The 14,254-nt window shown below is 31.4% G+C and carries 17 protein-coding genes and 2 pseudogenes; 4 read left to right on the plus strand and 15 right to left on the minus strand.

Annotation, left to right across the window (positions count from 1 at the left end):
- Positions 1 to 11: 11 nt before the first annotated feature.
- A complete protein-coding gene (locus tag ELD05_RS11760) occupies positions 12 to 359 on the minus strand; it encodes an ArsR/SmtB family transcription factor (RefSeq protein ID WP_127352578.1) in 348 nt (115 codons plus the stop codon).
- A 417-nt stretch (positions 360 to 776) separates the two neighbouring features.
- Between ELD05_RS11760 and ELD05_RS11770 the strand changes: the two genes are divergently transcribed.
- Positions 777 to 2,099 (plus strand): ATP-binding protein, encoded by a 1,323-nt coding sequence (locus ELD05_RS11770; protein WP_127352579.1) that lies wholly within the window; start codon positions 777 to 779, stop codon positions 2,097 to 2,099.
- A 54-nt stretch (positions 2,100 to 2,153) separates the two neighbouring features.
- Here the strand turns inward: ELD05_RS11770 and ELD05_RS11775 are convergent, their stop codons facing one another.
- The 11 genes and pseudogenes from ELD05_RS11775 to ELD05_RS14580 all read right to left on the minus strand — a co-directional run bounded on the left by ELD05_RS11775 (position 2,154) and on the right by ELD05_RS14580 (position 9,788).
- The gene (locus ELD05_RS11775; RefSeq protein ID WP_127352580.1) at positions 2,154 to 2,579 is read right to left on the minus strand and encodes a PD-(D/E)XK nuclease superfamily protein; all 426 of its coding nucleotides are present in this window, start codon (positions 2,577 to 2,579) and stop codon (positions 2,154 to 2,156) included.
- 15 nt (positions 2,580 to 2,594) lie between these two features.
- Positions 2,595 to 3,467, minus strand: coding sequence for a DNA adenine methylase (locus tag ELD05_RS11780; RefSeq protein WP_127352581.1), 873 nt, complete (start codon positions 3,465 to 3,467; stop codon positions 2,595 to 2,597).
- 525 nt (positions 3,468 to 3,992) lie between these two features.
- On the minus strand, positions 3,993 to 4,649 hold the full coding sequence (locus ELD05_RS11785) for a SurA N-terminal domain-containing protein (RefSeq protein WP_241243492.1): 657 nt from the start codon (positions 4,647 to 4,649) through the stop codon (positions 3,993 to 3,995).
- Between the two features lie 153 nt (positions 4,650 to 4,802).
- Entirely contained in the window at positions 4,803 to 4,925 is a 123-nt protein-coding gene (locus ELD05_RS14825) for a hypothetical protein (RefSeq protein WP_277601418.1), read from the minus strand.
- Between the two features lie 326 nt (positions 4,926 to 5,251).
- Positions 5,252 to 6,136, minus strand: a complete 885-nt coding sequence (locus tag ELD05_RS11790) for a tetratricopeptide repeat protein (protein ID WP_127352582.1) — start codon at positions 6,134 to 6,136, stop codon at positions 5,252 to 5,254.
- A gap of 3 nt (positions 6,137 to 6,139) precedes the next feature.
- Positions 6,140 to 6,688 (minus strand): hypothetical protein, encoded by a 549-nt coding sequence (locus ELD05_RS11795; protein WP_127352583.1) that lies wholly within the window; start codon positions 6,686 to 6,688, stop codon positions 6,140 to 6,142.
- A 19-nt stretch (positions 6,689 to 6,707) separates the two neighbouring features.
- Positions 6,708 to 8,102: an ATP-binding protein gene (locus ELD05_RS11800; protein ID WP_206516886.1), complete on the minus strand. Its 1,395-nt coding sequence runs from the start codon at positions 8,100 to 8,102 to the stop codon at positions 6,708 to 6,710.
- 241 nt (positions 8,103 to 8,343) lie between these two features.
- A complete protein-coding gene (locus tag ELD05_RS11805) occupies positions 8,344 to 8,928 on the minus strand; it encodes a hypothetical protein (protein WP_241243493.1) in 585 nt (194 codons plus the stop codon).
- 45 nt (positions 8,929 to 8,973) lie between these two features.
- Positions 8,974 to 9,045, minus strand: a pseudogene (locus tag ELD05_RS14890) (hypothetical protein); the annotation flags it as partial.
- Positions 9,042 to 9,233 carry a tetratricopeptide repeat protein gene (locus ELD05_RS14575; protein WP_241243494.1) on the minus strand — a complete coding sequence of 64 codons (192 nt, stop codon included), beginning with the start codon at positions 9,231 to 9,233 and terminating at the stop codon, positions 9,042 to 9,044. The pseudogene ELD05_RS14890 and the gene ELD05_RS14575, both read right to left, overlap by 4 nt.
- Before the next feature lie 15 nt (positions 9,234 to 9,248).
- A complete protein-coding gene (locus tag ELD05_RS14580; RefSeq protein WP_241243495.1) occupies positions 9,249 to 9,788 on the minus strand; it encodes a hypothetical protein in 540 nt (179 codons plus the stop codon).
- Positions 9,789 to 10,108: 320 nt separating this feature from the next.
- On the opposite strand from ELD05_RS14580, the pseudogene ELD05_RS11815 reads away from it, so the two are divergent.
- From ELD05_RS11815 to ELD05_RS14895, 3 genes and pseudogenes are all read left to right on the plus strand, one after another.
- Positions 10,109 to 10,426, plus strand: a pseudogene (locus ELD05_RS11815) (flavin reductase family protein); the annotation flags it as partial.
- Between the two features lie 7 nt (positions 10,427 to 10,433).
- On the plus strand, positions 10,434 to 11,648 hold the full coding sequence (locus tag ELD05_RS11820) for an ATP-binding protein (protein ID WP_307720910.1): 1,215 nt from the start codon (positions 10,434 to 10,436) through the stop codon (positions 11,646 to 11,648).
- Positions 11,649 to 11,655: 7 nt separating this feature from the next.
- Positions 11,656 to 11,760 carry a hypothetical protein gene (locus ELD05_RS14895; RefSeq protein ID WP_333782516.1) on the plus strand — a complete coding sequence of 35 codons (105 nt, stop codon included), beginning with the start codon at positions 11,656 to 11,658 and terminating at the stop codon, positions 11,758 to 11,760.
- A 36-nt stretch (positions 11,761 to 11,796) separates the two neighbouring features.
- Here ELD05_RS14895 and ELD05_RS11825 read toward each other — a convergent pair whose 3' ends face one another.
- The 3 genes from ELD05_RS11825 to ELD05_RS11835 all read right to left on the minus strand — a co-directional run bounded on the left by ELD05_RS11825 (position 11,797) and on the right by ELD05_RS11835 (position 14,194).
- Positions 11,797 to 12,219: a PD-(D/E)XK nuclease superfamily protein gene (locus tag ELD05_RS11825; RefSeq protein ID WP_127352584.1), complete on the minus strand. Its 423-nt coding sequence runs from the start codon at positions 12,217 to 12,219 to the stop codon at positions 11,797 to 11,799.
- Positions 12,220 to 12,236: 17 nt separating this feature from the next.
- Positions 12,237 to 13,109, minus strand: a complete 873-nt coding sequence (locus tag ELD05_RS11830) for a DNA adenine methylase (protein WP_127352585.1) — start codon at positions 13,107 to 13,109, stop codon at positions 12,237 to 12,239.
- Between the two features lie 173 nt (positions 13,110 to 13,282).
- Positions 13,283 to 14,194, minus strand: coding sequence for a carbohydrate ABC transporter permease (locus tag ELD05_RS11835; RefSeq protein ID WP_127352586.1), 912 nt, complete (start codon positions 14,192 to 14,194; stop codon positions 13,283 to 13,285).
- Positions 14,195 to 14,254 lie beyond the last annotated feature (60 nt).

Here is a 14,254-nt window from a genome sequence, read left to right on the forward strand (position 1 = left end):
CCTCTTGTTTTTTATTTAGTTTTCTCGCAGCTAAACCCTTTTTTCTTTTCTTCTTCACACCTTGCCAAATCGCTTTTAAACGGCTCCTGCGAAGAAAGTTTTGTTTTCAAAAACTCACAAAACTCACCATACTCTTTGCAAAACTCATCAGATACGCGATAGTAAACCCACTGTGATGTTTTTCTGCAAGAAACAATTCCCTTGTTCTTTAGCACCTGAAGATGCCTTGAGACATTTGACTGAGTAAGTCCTAAGACCTTTTCAATTTCACACACACAAAACTCATTTTCTAAAAGAAGATTTAAAATCCTAAGCCTGTTTTGGTCACCTAAGGCCTTGAAAATTTTATCAAGGTTCATACTTTCCACTCTACCCTTGTATGACTATATTTGAATTTAATCATATACTATCAGATTGTTAAGAGTTTGTCAATAAAAATTATGAATTTAATAGAAGAGACTTTTCAAAAGAGACTGGGTGTTCTAAAATAAATGTATAGACAAAGAGAATACCATTTTTATCAACTATCTTTAAAGGTTTTTTCCATTCCTTGAAGCAGAATTAATTGAAGGTGATGAAATATATCTTGAGAACACAAAAGCAAAGATTGTAATAGGAAAACTTGTTGAAATTGGAACTGGATGTGAGATAGATACCATTGAGTGTTTGGAAAATCCTTCAGTAGCTAATGGCTCTTCGGTTAAAAATCAAGGGAAAGTTGATTAAAACTTTTATTACAAAAGATTTTAATTTTGGTACAAAGGAGATATGCTACAATGGAGGAAAAAATAAGGCTCTATAGACTTTGTTTTGAAAGTTTAAAAGTCTATCGAAACCTTCTTCATGATAGTGTTCTTGAAAAGCTGTATAATCTTATCTGCTATATTGACGACGGAAATCAGGATTTTAAAAAAGTTATAAATCTTTACAGTACAGTTTATTACAATCTTTTAGAAGCCAGCACAGGGTGTAGTTTGAAAGAATACATTATTGAGAAAATTCTCTTTAGTGAAAATGCCTTCGCAAAATTATCAGCAAAAGGTATTAACAATATAGCAGTAGATGAGAGTCTAAAAAAAGCTGCAGCCCATGATTTAGACTGTCTTGAGTTTATATCAAACTTTTCAGGAAAAGATATTGAAAAATATTTGAAAATTTTGGATAACTTCCCAAACTTTTTGGTTGAAAATTTTTTAGTGAGTGAAAGCACAAATGCCTTATCACACACCACCCTTGACAATACTGTCAAAAATATCATTGAGAAGTTCTTGGCTACAAGTCCTTGGAGCAGTTTAATTGAGGAGCTTGTAGAATTCCACAAGCAAAATGGCTTTGGAATTTTTGCAAGGTACAAAGGCTTTTCATGGGACGGAAATAATCTTGTGGGTATTGAAAATTTAGACCCAATAAGACTTGATGACCTTGTAAATATTGAAAGGCAGAAGAGGATTGTTGTTGAAAACACTTTGGCGTTTTTAAATGGCCAAAGGGTTAACAATATTTTGCTTTATGGCAGCAGAGGAACTGGAAAGTCATCAACTGTAAAGGCGCTTTTGAACGAGTTTTCTCACATGGGTTTGAGAGTTGTTGAGGTGTACAAAGACCAGTTTTACACTTTTCCAAAATTAATAAGAATCTTAAGAGATGTACCGCTTAGGTTTATAATCTTTGTAGATGATTTGTCTTTTGAAGACATCAAGGAAAATTATACTAAACTAAAAGCCATTTTAGAAGGGTCTTTAGAGGCAATGCCTCAAAATGTTGTTATATATGCAACCTCAAACAGAAGACACTTGGTAAAAGAAAGGTTTAGCGACAGAAATGGTCTTTCTGATGATGAAGTGCATTTTAACGACACTTTAGAAGAAAAACTTTCTCTTGCTGACAGGTTTGGAATAGTAGTCACATACCCATCCCCAACCCAGCAGGAATACCTTGCAATTGTTGATGAAATTGCAAAGAAAAGGGGAATTGAAATTACAGAAAAGCTTCACAGGCTTGCTCTGCAGTGGGAAGTGAACTACAACGGCCGCTCAGCAAGAACAGCTAAGCAGTTTGTTGATTGGTATGAGGCACAGGTTAAAATGGAAAAGGGCTAAGGCACTGACAGATTCGCACTTAGCCCTTTTGAGTTTTTTAATATCTCTCTACTTTTACAGTAATTTTAAATTCGATCTTTTGACAAAATCTTCAAAAGATATTATTTCTACCAAGTTCCCCTCTTTTATATAGTCAACATGTTTTTGATTTAAATAAAAATCTTTTGCTTTCTTAGTATATCCTGTTCCACTAATTATAATATAAGCTTTTTTATACTTTGGATTTTCCTTTAAAATTTTAACCAAGGTGATTATCTCATAAACTATTTTTTGCTCTGCGGTCCCGCGTGTTTGCTGCCATTTAGCACTTATAATTATCTCGTCATTTAAAACAAAATCAGCTTTATATTTATTCCCAAAGAGATCATTGCCAACCACAACTTGTTCCTTAAACGCACCAGGGTAATTTTCTAACAATGCTTGTTGAATCAATTTTTCATGAACCTTCCCTGTCCGAGTACCTCTTCCACCAGGTGACACAATAACACCTTCTTTTCAATAATTAGTTATAATAACTTCTTTATGACCAGTCCTTTTCTCTGCACTTGAATTAATGAGTCTCTTTGCCTCTATTACCTCAATGTTGTAACTTCTATAAAGATCTCTTATAAACTCTGAATCTGAGTTGCTTATCATAACAAAACAACCCTTTTTGCTCAGGTTATCACAAACATTTTTCAGCCTTACTTGTTCCTCTTTTGAAAAACCTGCAACTGTGTAATCAGTAAAATTAGCTGTTTTGGACACAGGCATGTATGAAGGGTCAAAATACACAAAATCAAACTCAGAAGCTTTTTTCACCGCTTCTTCAAAGTCTGCATGTAAAATTTCAACAGATTGTAGCATTTCTGAAAAGGCAAATATTTCTTCACTGGTTGGCATTTTAGGATTTTTATATCTTCCAAAAGGAACATTGAATTCGCCTTTGGAATTCACCCTATAAAGCCCGTTGTAACAGTGTCTGTTCAAATAAAGCAATAATACTGCTTTGAGTAAGTTTTCATTTTCAATTGTACCCATATTTTTTATTTTAATAGAATTGTAAAGTTCTCTTGCCTTATAGTAATCGTCTTCGGTATTTTTAAAATCTAAATTTTTGATATAGTAAACTACCTCATCTGGACAATTTTTAATTGCAGTGTAAAGGTTTATGAGTTCAAGATTAATATCTGAAACAACAGCATTCTTTAAAATTCCTCTATTATAAAGCTCTATCAAAAGTGCTCCGCCACCTAAAAAAGGTTCATAATATGTGGAAAAATGGATTGGCAGTTTTTCAAGTAAACTCTTTATTATCTGCCTTTTACCACCCGCCCATTTCACTATGGGCACAACTTTTTGGCGAAAAAAAGTAATTTGAGTCCTCATTGCAAAACCATACTCCAGATTTAAATTAACTATTGATTTGATTATACCATACATTTGTTTGGTGTGCAAGGATTTAATATTTTATTTGTTCTGCAAATTTTTATTAATATTAATCTCTCTCAATATACCTTTGATCTTCTCAAAACATTTCACGATTTCTTTAAATTTTGCTATCGAAACAAACAATTTCGTTCTTGATATTGTTATTATTGCTTTATTCTACCATACCCAACTTAGCATTGACTTCACTCTCTCCAAACAAGCTGCCAGTTAAAATTTCCCATGCTGAGCGGCTCGGTATTCTATTGCCTTTTTTACTCTAATTATCTAAAAAAATTTTTTTAAAAACCCCCTTGATATTATACCGTTTGTCTTTCTGAATTTGTTTAGCCTTCCCACAAGCAACTAATTTTTTATTATATGCAAAACACTTTTCTAAAAAAGTTCAAATATTATGCGAAGTTAGAAAAATAAAAACCACAGGGTTTTCAAAGCCTGTGGTCTTGTTCTATATAAATTCCATTTTTAAATATTCTTTTCATACATTGTTATTTTGGCTTTTTTCTTTAATGAATTTATACATTCCTTTCTGAAGTTTTCTATTACCAAATTCTTAGACTTAGATTTGAATTCTTTAAATTTTGCATTAAGCAGTTTCTGAATTGAAAGCATATTTCTTGTTTGCTCAATAGCCTTTTTATCATATTCTTTTCTTGTTATTCCCCATCCTTTGATGAGTTCCTCAATTGTATCATTTGCAAGCTTTATACCTTCCACATCACCTGAAACTTTTCCACTTATTATCTCCTGCATTGTTTTCATTGCTTTCTCATAGTAGTCTTTTGCTTCTTTCTCTGATATAAAATATCCTTCTTTTTTAGCAGCCTGAAGTAAAAGGAGATGTTCTATCATGTCATTTAAAACCTCTTTTTTTGTCCTTTGCACGGGTGGCTTTAAAGAATTTGTCTTGTATTTCTTTGAAAGTTTTTGATAAGATTCTTTTTGAGACAAATAGCTTGCTTGTTCTAATGCATACACAATCTCTAAATCCTTTTTATAAATCTTCTCGCCATTTACCACTGCTACAACTCTATTGTCTTTTGACTGCTGTATTTTTTTATTTTTTGTCCACATTCTGTCCAAATATCTGCTGAGAAAGCTATAGAAAATAAAACTGAGCAAAGAATAACACCCGCTATTGTTATAAAAATTCCTTTTCTAATTTTATTCCCTCCCATCCCTCTTCACCTCAATTCTCATATTTACCATTTGTTTTTTATTATACCAAATACAAGCCATACTATCAATATTTTGAATATTAAACAAAATTTTAATCTATGAGTTGCTCTCAGACTCTAATTGCCCTTCAAATCCTTTTAAATAACCAATTACTATTTGATTTAGCCTAGGATATTTTCCCATATTTTTTTCTGTTCTAATCAGAATTTCTCTATCCATAAGTCTCTTTTACCTCTGTCTCTTTTAAATTAGCAGATGAAGTGACAATTCGATGTTTTTGTTTTGCCTCGTCGATTGAATTACAGTATAAAATCTTTCCATTTTTAATTATAGCAATGCTTGTAGCATACTCCTCAAACTCAAAAATCTCGTGTGAAGAGATTATTACTGGAGCATTCTCAGGTTACGAATAGTGCTTAAGTCAAGATTTTGTGTTTGCTCATCCAAAAGAAAAATCTCTGCACCTGTCGAAAGTGCGAATACGACAAGAAAATGTCTCTTGGTATGCTCATTTAGTTAACCATATGTAAAGTATGGCATTAATATTAATATTTTCTTTTACAAAATAATCTTATAAAAGCTTTTTTAACAAATTTGCTAAATTTATATACACTCGGCATTACAAATACCATCATATAAATAAAGCTAAATATAATAACCCAAACAGCAGCCAGTATATACATTTTTATTAGACTTAATAACAAAAAGCCACCCAAAAATAAGATATAAAATAATTCATATGGTAACTTCAAAAAGAGGCGGTTAAAGTAAAGCAAAGGTGAGTTTAGCATTTTCAAATACTCCAAAACCATAAGCATATCTTGGTCATTTGGATATTCTTGCCAAGCAAGCTTAGCATAATTATACGCCTTTTTGAAGTTTCCTCTATTGACTTCATACAAAACTAATAACTTATATATACTACCAATTTTACCTGAAGATGTAAACAATTTCTTAATTGTCTTGTTAGCCTTTTCAAAATTTCTATTGTAAAGATTTACAAAAAATTCATTTTCTAAAATTAAATCATTTGTGGGTTCCAAAGACTTGGCATATTTTAAAATTTCTAAGCCCTTTTCAATAAAACCTGTTTCAATTAAAAGTTCGCTGTAACAAGCTAAGACTTCTACATAAACATTATCTATCTTTAAAGCCTGCAAATAACATCTCTCAGCCTGAGAATAATCTTTTTGATGGTGATAAATCTGCCCTAAAACAGCCCATGCAACTTTATTATTAGAATCAATTTTCAGAGCTTCTTTAGCATAATCTTCTGCTTTTTTCAGATTACCAGATTCCAATTCTATAGCTGAAAGTTGAATATATGCTTCTGCATTTAAAGGGTCTTCTTGTAAAATGTTTTGAATAACTTCACGTGCTTTTTTATAATTTCCACTTTCTAAATAATGCAAGACAAGGTCTCTCCGCATATCTCATGACCCCCATACTAATTTAGCAACTACCGCTCCTATAGCTAATCCTATGCCTACTTGTATTATAATTCCTACAAACACAACAGCTGCCATTGATTTGTAAAAACCATTTTTTACAGCATTATAATATACAATCTGTCTCTTTTCTAAGATTCTATAAAGGAGTAAATATAGTACATTAAATAATCTTACAATAATTTTCCTGTAAGATTTAATATCATTTCTTTTTTCATTCGCAATCTCATTTGATTTCTTTAACCGTTCTCTGATGTCAACAATTTGCTCTTTAGTCTTTCTCTCTCTTATTGCTGTAATTGTTTCATAAGTAATAACACAAGCTTCAGCGGCATAGAATAAAATAGCTAATAATACAAACACATTAATTATTTTCTTGCTGACACCCATTGTTTTTAAATTTCCAATACAAACAGCTGCTAAAGGTATAATGCCCGCAAGAATAGCTACCCACCAAAAGTTTTGAGATCTATAAATTCTTTTACTCTCATAATTTCCTAATACGGGTTCAAAAAGTTTCTGGTTCCTCTCCATCTCTTCTCACCACCCATATTTATAAATGTTTGCAGTATTTGTTAATAAACTTTGCAACATCATCAAACCTTCCATCTTCATTTGCGAAAGTAATATAGTTTTTCATGATGCGCAGCCATTCAATAGTTGAAGGTTTAACCTTTTCAATTGCTTTAAGCAAATCTTCAGTAGTTATTCCTCTTTCTTTCCCTCCACTCAATATGTCATCTATAATCGCTTCTGCAGCAGTTTCTACTACATTTTCAATATCTGCTCCTGAGAAAAAAGAAGTCCTTTGCGCTAATAAATCGTAATTTATCTCACCATCCACAGGTCTTCCCATCAACTTTACTCTGAAAATTTCTTTTCGAGCTTCTAAATCAGGAGGTGGAACAAATATCAGCCTGTCAAATCTTCCTTGTCTTAATAAAGCCATGTCTAAATCCCATGGAGTATTGGTAGCACCAATAATAAGTATTCCTTCATTTTCAGATTTGAATCCGTCCATCTGCAACAGTAATTCATCTGTGAGCACTCGGAAGGACTCCTGTCTTTGTTTTACTCTGCTATAGCCAAATGTATCAACTTCATCAAAGAAAAGTACACACGGTTTGTGAAAGCGAGCATACTCAAAAACTTCTTTCAAGTTTTTTTCACTTTGCCCAAGATATGGATCAAGTATATCAGAAATGTTAACAGCTAAAAAAGGCAAATTACACTCACCTGCTAAAGCCCGTGCAAAAAATGTCTTGCCACAGCCTGGTGGCCCATAAAAGAGAATACCCCCACCTATCCTTTTCCTAAATTTCTGGAAAATAGATGGATTAAAAAGAGGTTTTATAATCCTTATAGTTAGTATGTTTTTTAGCTCCTCATAGCCGCCGATATCACTAAAAGTAACCTTTTCTTCTCTTTCTTTAATAAATTTGTATATTTCTCTTTTAGTTTTAAAAACTTGAAAGTCAATAACATTTTCTAAATATTTATCATTATCGCTTGCTTCTTCGACTTCTTCAAATTCCTCTTCTAATTCTTCCTTTTCAGCTTCTTCATATTCCTCTTCTTTCACAATTTCTTCATCCTCATCAAATTCATCATTTGCCTCAAATTCATGGTCTACTTCTAAGCACTCTTTTTGGGGATTTGAATACTCTTCAATTTTCACCACCTTTTTGTCCTCTTGTATATCTGAAATTTTAGAATTCTCTTTTAAATCCATTTGTGGAGCCTTCTCTTCTTTAACAACACTACTCATAGCATCTACAATTAAAAGCTTAAGATCTTTCTCATTGCAATTCTTCAACGCTGCTATAAAATAATTCATAGCAGCAGTACTATCACCATTTTCCGCATATTCAAGCCCAAGCAAATAAAGTATTTCACTTTTATCAGGCATTTCTTGAAGCAATTTTTGAAGCACTTTTATCTTACTCATTTTATTTTTATATCTTGTATGTAAAATTTGTTTTAATTATATACTATACCTGGACAACATGTCAATATGAGGATTAAAAGCAATTATGAAAGATTGTGGCACAAAAAAGCTATATCACTATCATAAAGAAGATGTGTTTCTAAAAGTACATGGTTACAACTATTAGTCTTCTATAATGTCATTATTTAGCACTTAAGTCTAAAGATAGATATTTGTTATCAGGCAATAAATTTCCTCAATCTTAAAATCTTCTATTGTTTAGCATTCTTGATAATATTTTCTTAATATACTGGATTAGTCTATAGATATAGGAAGATAAATAGCTTAAAATACTGATAAATAAAACAACCACAGTCCAAATAGTCAAAGCCGAGTATTGTTTTAGCAAATAAAGTATTAAAGCGATTCCTATAAAAATAATATATAACAGTTCTGGGGAAATTTTGCTGGCTAATCGATTTATAAAAAACAAAGGCGAATTAATCATTTTTAAGTATTCCATTATCTTTAATAAATTGTAATCTGTTGGTCTTTCTTTAAAAGCAAGTTTTGCATATTCATATGCTTTCTTGAAATTTGACCGATTGCATTCATATAAAATTAGTAAAACATAAATATTCTCAACATCCATATTAGATGAAAACAGCTTTCTGATACTTCCATTTGCTTTTTGATAATTCATTTGGTAAAGATTTACAAAAAATTCGTTTCGTAATACGAGCGAATTTGTAGGTTCTAATGATTGGGCATATTTTAAAATATCTAACCCTTTTTCAACAAAGCCTGTCTCAATCAAAAGCTCACTGTAGGAAACTAATACTTCCACAAAAGTGTTGTCTATTTTTAAAGCCTGTAAATAACACTTTTCAGCTTGAGAATATTCACCTTTTAAATGATATATTTTGCCTAAAACAGCCCAAACACCTTTGTTATTAGCATCTATATATTTAGCGCTTGTTTTGCATAGTCCTCTGCTTTCTTTAAATTTTTTTCTCTAATTTCAATGAAAGCAAGGTCTAAATACAAATTTACATCATGCGGATGTTCTTTTAGCAGGCTAAAAATCAACTCTTTTGCTTTTTCATAATCTCCCCGGTCAATGCAAAACGATATTAAACTTCGAGTCTCCATCAATTCATCCCCCAATTAAAAACCACTAAAAATCTTTGATATTGCGGATAAGAAAGCTATTACAGTGAGTTCCATAACTGCTATAACTATTACCAAACCTATCATTGGTTTATACAGATTATCTTTAGCAATGTAATAGTATAGAATTTGTCTCTTTTCTACCATTTTATACAGAAACAGGTATAAGACATTAAGCAATTTTTGCCCTAATTTAACTACACTCTTGTAGGTTCCTGCTTTTTTTCTCTCTCTTTTCTCCTCTAAAATGCCTTTTCTGTACTCCTCAATAGTATTATAACTTCTTGGTTTATACATCAACTTAGTAGTATAGTAATGCAAACCAAATTCAATCGCAAAAATCAAAATAGCAAGAGTCAAAAACGTATTGATAACTCTTTTACTTAAACAAATGGTTTTTAAATTAGCAATGTACACAATACACAACGGAAGAAGACCTGCAAGTATTGCAACCCAGATAAATCTTCTTGAATCGTATATTCTTCTTTCTTTTAAGTTTTCCAATGATGGCTCAAAAAGAAGGTTGTTGTCTTCCATTCCTTAACTCCCTTACAATATCATGCTTCTTAGTTCAAAACTAATAATAAAAAAGCTTAACAAGCTCAAGAAACTTATCTCTTAAACAAAAACTTTTTCCTCAGGCTGGTTAAAAATTAATAGTTTTGAAAGTAACTTATAATTGATATTTTGTGTCAATTGCTAATCATTCTCAATTATACGATATCAGATTTTTATTCCACGGTCAAGGAATTATTTGATTTTTTCTTTATAAAATGGTTTGAAAGTTGAATTAAACTGTAGTATATTAGATTAAAACTATGAAATTTTTATTAAGATGATGCAAAACGCTACATAAGATATTTTCCATAGAAGACTTAAATCCTCACTCTTTTGCTTTGATAGGAAATGAGTGGATGCTTATCACAGCAGGCAATATCAATTACTTTAACACAATGACTGCAATCTGGGGAAGCTTAGGCTACATGTGGGCAAGACCCGTTGCTTCTTGCGTCATAAGACTGCAAAGGTGGACTTACAAATTTGTTGAGGAAAATCAATTTTTTACACTTTCGTTCTTTCCGCCAGAATATAAATCCGCACTTGAGATTTGTGGCAAATATTCTGGCAGGGATTTAAATAAGGTTGAGATGGCATATCTAACCCCCAGAGGAGATTAAAACCATGACAGAAAAAAGAATAAAGCAGCTCAGAATTAGCTTCGAGTTTCTTAGCATATATCGCGGACTTTTGAAAGATCCTGTTTTGAAAAGGCTCTATAAATTAATTGAATATATTGACAATGGAATTAGAGATTTGTTCCATGTTATTGGTCTTTATAACGATTTTTATTATGCGCTAATGGAAGCTACTCAAGGGTGCGGACTAAAAGAGTATTTGATAGAAAAGATTTTATTTAGTGAAAATCTATTTGCAAAAAAAGCGACATGTGGAGTTGAAAACCTCTCAAGTACGTTAAAGAAGACTGTTTCAAATGATTTAGATCCATTAGAAGTTATATCAACTTTTACACCAGATGATATCATAAATCTTTTCAAAGCTGACAAAAAATTTATACCTTATCCTTTTGGCAAGATCTACGAGCTTGGCAGCTGGGATACAGAAATACCAGACTATTTAACTGAGTTAAAATCAATTATAGAAAAGTTTTTATCAACTTCTCCTTGGAGCCTTTTGATAGATGACCTTGCTTATTTCCACAGCAAGAACGGCTTTGGAATTTTTGCTAAGTACAAAGGATTTATATGGGATGGGAAAAATTTAAAATGCATTGAATCTCTTGATCCTATAAGATTGAGTGATTTGGTTTACTATGAAAGACAGAAAAAGATTGTGGTAGAAAATACTATTGCTTTTTTAAGAGGGTATAAAGTAAACAACATTTTACTTTATGGTAGCAGAGGTACAGGAAAATCCTCGACTATAAAAGCTCTGTTGAATGAATACCACTATCTGGGGCTAAGAATAATTGAGGTTTACAAGGACAGTTTGCATACCCTGATTGATTTAATACCACTGATAAAAGATGTTCCATTAAAATTCATAATTTTTATTGATGACTTGACATTTGAAGATGCCGAAAACAATTACAGCAGGTTAAAATCAGTTTTAGAAGGCAGCCTTGAAGCATTGCCAAATAACGTTGTGTTCTATGCAACATCAAACCGAAGACATTTAGTAAAAGAAAGATTTAGTGATAGAACTTCAAGCAATAGCGATGACGTTCACTGGGAAGATACTTTGCAAGAAAAGCTCTCTTTAGCAGACAGGTTTGGAATAATAGTAACCTATCCTTCTCTTTCTCAGAAAGAATATCTTGAAATTGTAGATGTCTTAGCCCCAGAAAAGAGGAATAGAAATAACAGAAGAACTCCATAAAAAAGCATTGCAATGGGAGATGAGCTACAACGGCAGATCTCCAAGAACAGCAAAGCAATTTGTTGATTGGTTAGAGATGAATCTCAATAATGAAGGTTTGCAAATATTTTAGCAATTTATAATTAAAAGAATTTCGAAATAAAAAATTTTAAAGTTTATTCACGTTGGCTCTTTCTATAAATTCATCTAAGGAGAGAATCTCAACTAATTCACCGTCTTTAATATATTCTATGTGCTTCTGCTTTAAATAAAATTCCTTAGCTTTCCTCGAATATCCTTTACCACCAATGACAATATAAGCTTCTTTTAAATTATTTTCTTTTAAAATTTTTATTAACGTCATAATTTCATACACAATTTTTTGTTCAGTTGTTCCTGTTTTTTGTTGCCATTTGGCACTTATTATTACATTGTTATTTAAAACAAAATCAGCTTTGTATTTATTACCAAATAAATTTGTTCCAATAAATACTTGTTTTGAAAAACGTCCAGGATAATTTTCAGATAAAACTTTCTCTATTACATTTTCATGAACTCTACCTGTTCGAGTTCCTCTTCCTCCTGGTGACAAATTCAACACCTTCTTTTTTAATAGTTTGTAATAATCAATTCTGAATGTCCCCTTCTTTTTTCTGCACTTGAGTTAATACTCCTTCTTGACTCAATTGTTTCAATATTATAATCCTTATAAAGATTTCTGATAAATTCTGAATCTGAATTGCTCACCATTACATAACAGCCTTTTTGAGTAAGGATGTCACAGACATTTTTCAATCTTATCTGGTCCTCCTCGGTAAAACCAGCAACAGTATAATCAGTAAAATAAGCTGTTTTAGAGATGGGCATATATGGAGGATCAAAATAAACAAAATCAAAACTATCAGCATTCTTTACTGCTTCTTCGAAATCCATATGTAAAATCTCTATATTTTGCAACATCTCTGAAAAAGCAAATATCTCTTCTCTACTGGGTAGCTTAGGATTTTTATAGCTACCAAAAGGGACATTGAACTCTCCCTTATTATTTACCCTATAAAGCCCATTGTAACAATGTCTATTTAAATAAAGTAACAGTGCTGCTTTGATTATATTTTCTTCCTTGATTGAATTAATATCTATTCCTTGAATAGAGTTATAATAATCTCTTGCTCTGTAGTAATCCTCACTATTATTTTTAAATTCCATATTTTTAATATGATAAATTATCTCTTCGGGGCAAGTTTTTATTACAATGTATAAATTAATAAGGTCAAAATTTATATCAGATACAACCGCTTTTTTTAACATTCCTCTGTTATAAAGCTCAATTAAAAGCGCACCACCACCTAAAAAGGGCTCAAAATATACTGAAAACTCTTTTGGCTTTTTCTTCATCAATTTGTCTATTATCTGCCTCTTTCCCCCTGCCCATTTTACAATTGGCAAAACCTTTTGTGGTAGAAAAGTTAGTTGCGTTCTCATTGAAAATCAAGCTCCACTAAATTAAATTAGTTTTGATTTGATTATACCATACATTTGTTTGGTGTGCAAGGATTTAGGATTAAGTGAATTTAAAATTTTGCACCACTTTGGTTTATTAACTCTAATATTTGCATTTAAACTACTGTTATTATCATAAAGTGAATAAACTGGCATCATATTTTTTTATTCAAACTCATTATTATACCTTTTTCAAGGTATGATCTCGAAAAGGCATAAATAACAAAAATCGGTATAAGACTGATAGCACATGCTGCCATCATACAAGTTTTAATTTCTGGATTAATAATATAACCTAGTTTAAAAGAGCAAACACCACTAATAGAACTATTATACATGAAAATAACCTTATAAAGAAAATACTGAATATTCGTGAAAATGAATTCCTCACTTAACATCATTGGAAGCCACCAATCATTCCAGTAAGATATAAATGAAAAAAAGAATATTATACCAAGAACTGGTTTTACAAGTGGCAAGACAAATTTATAGAATATGGTAAATTCCCCAGCTCCGTCTATCTTGGCCTCTTCTATCAAAGATTGGGGTAAACACATTTTGGCGTAAGAAACAAATATAAAAACGTAATTCATGTTCATTACATATGGAAGGATTAATGCAAATATAGTATTTTTTAAATGGAGAACTTTAATACAAACAATATACCAAGGCACAATACCAGCATTTACTATCAGCGATGTAATACCAAACATAACAAACAACTTTCTATATTTAAAATTTTTTCTAAACACAACATAGCCATACATAGAAACAACAAATAAACTCAAAAAAGAACCACATAATGCAATAGCTAAAGTTACATAAATTGATCTAAAAAAGAGTTCATAAGAGATTAGACCATGGCTAAAAAGATAATTGTAGGCATCCAAACTAAAATTAGTTGGCAAAAGACGGTATCCCTCTTTTGTTATTTGTTTAGGAACACAAAACGAATTAATTATCACTACTAATATAGGGAATAAAATTGCAATGCTTATGATAATAAAAATAATATGTAATGCAATATCTAGAAAAATATCTTTTTTAACTAATTTCCCCTTTGCCACAATAGAATCCTCCTTTGACATTCTCTAAATTTTATTAATAGCGCAAAGAAATTGGGAAAG

Source organism: Caldicellulosiruptor changbaiensis, assembly GCF_003999255.1.
GTDB classification, from domain to species: domain Bacteria; phylum Bacillota; class Thermoanaerobacteria; order Caldicellulosiruptorales; family Caldicellulosiruptoraceae; genus Caldicellulosiruptor; species Caldicellulosiruptor changbaiensis.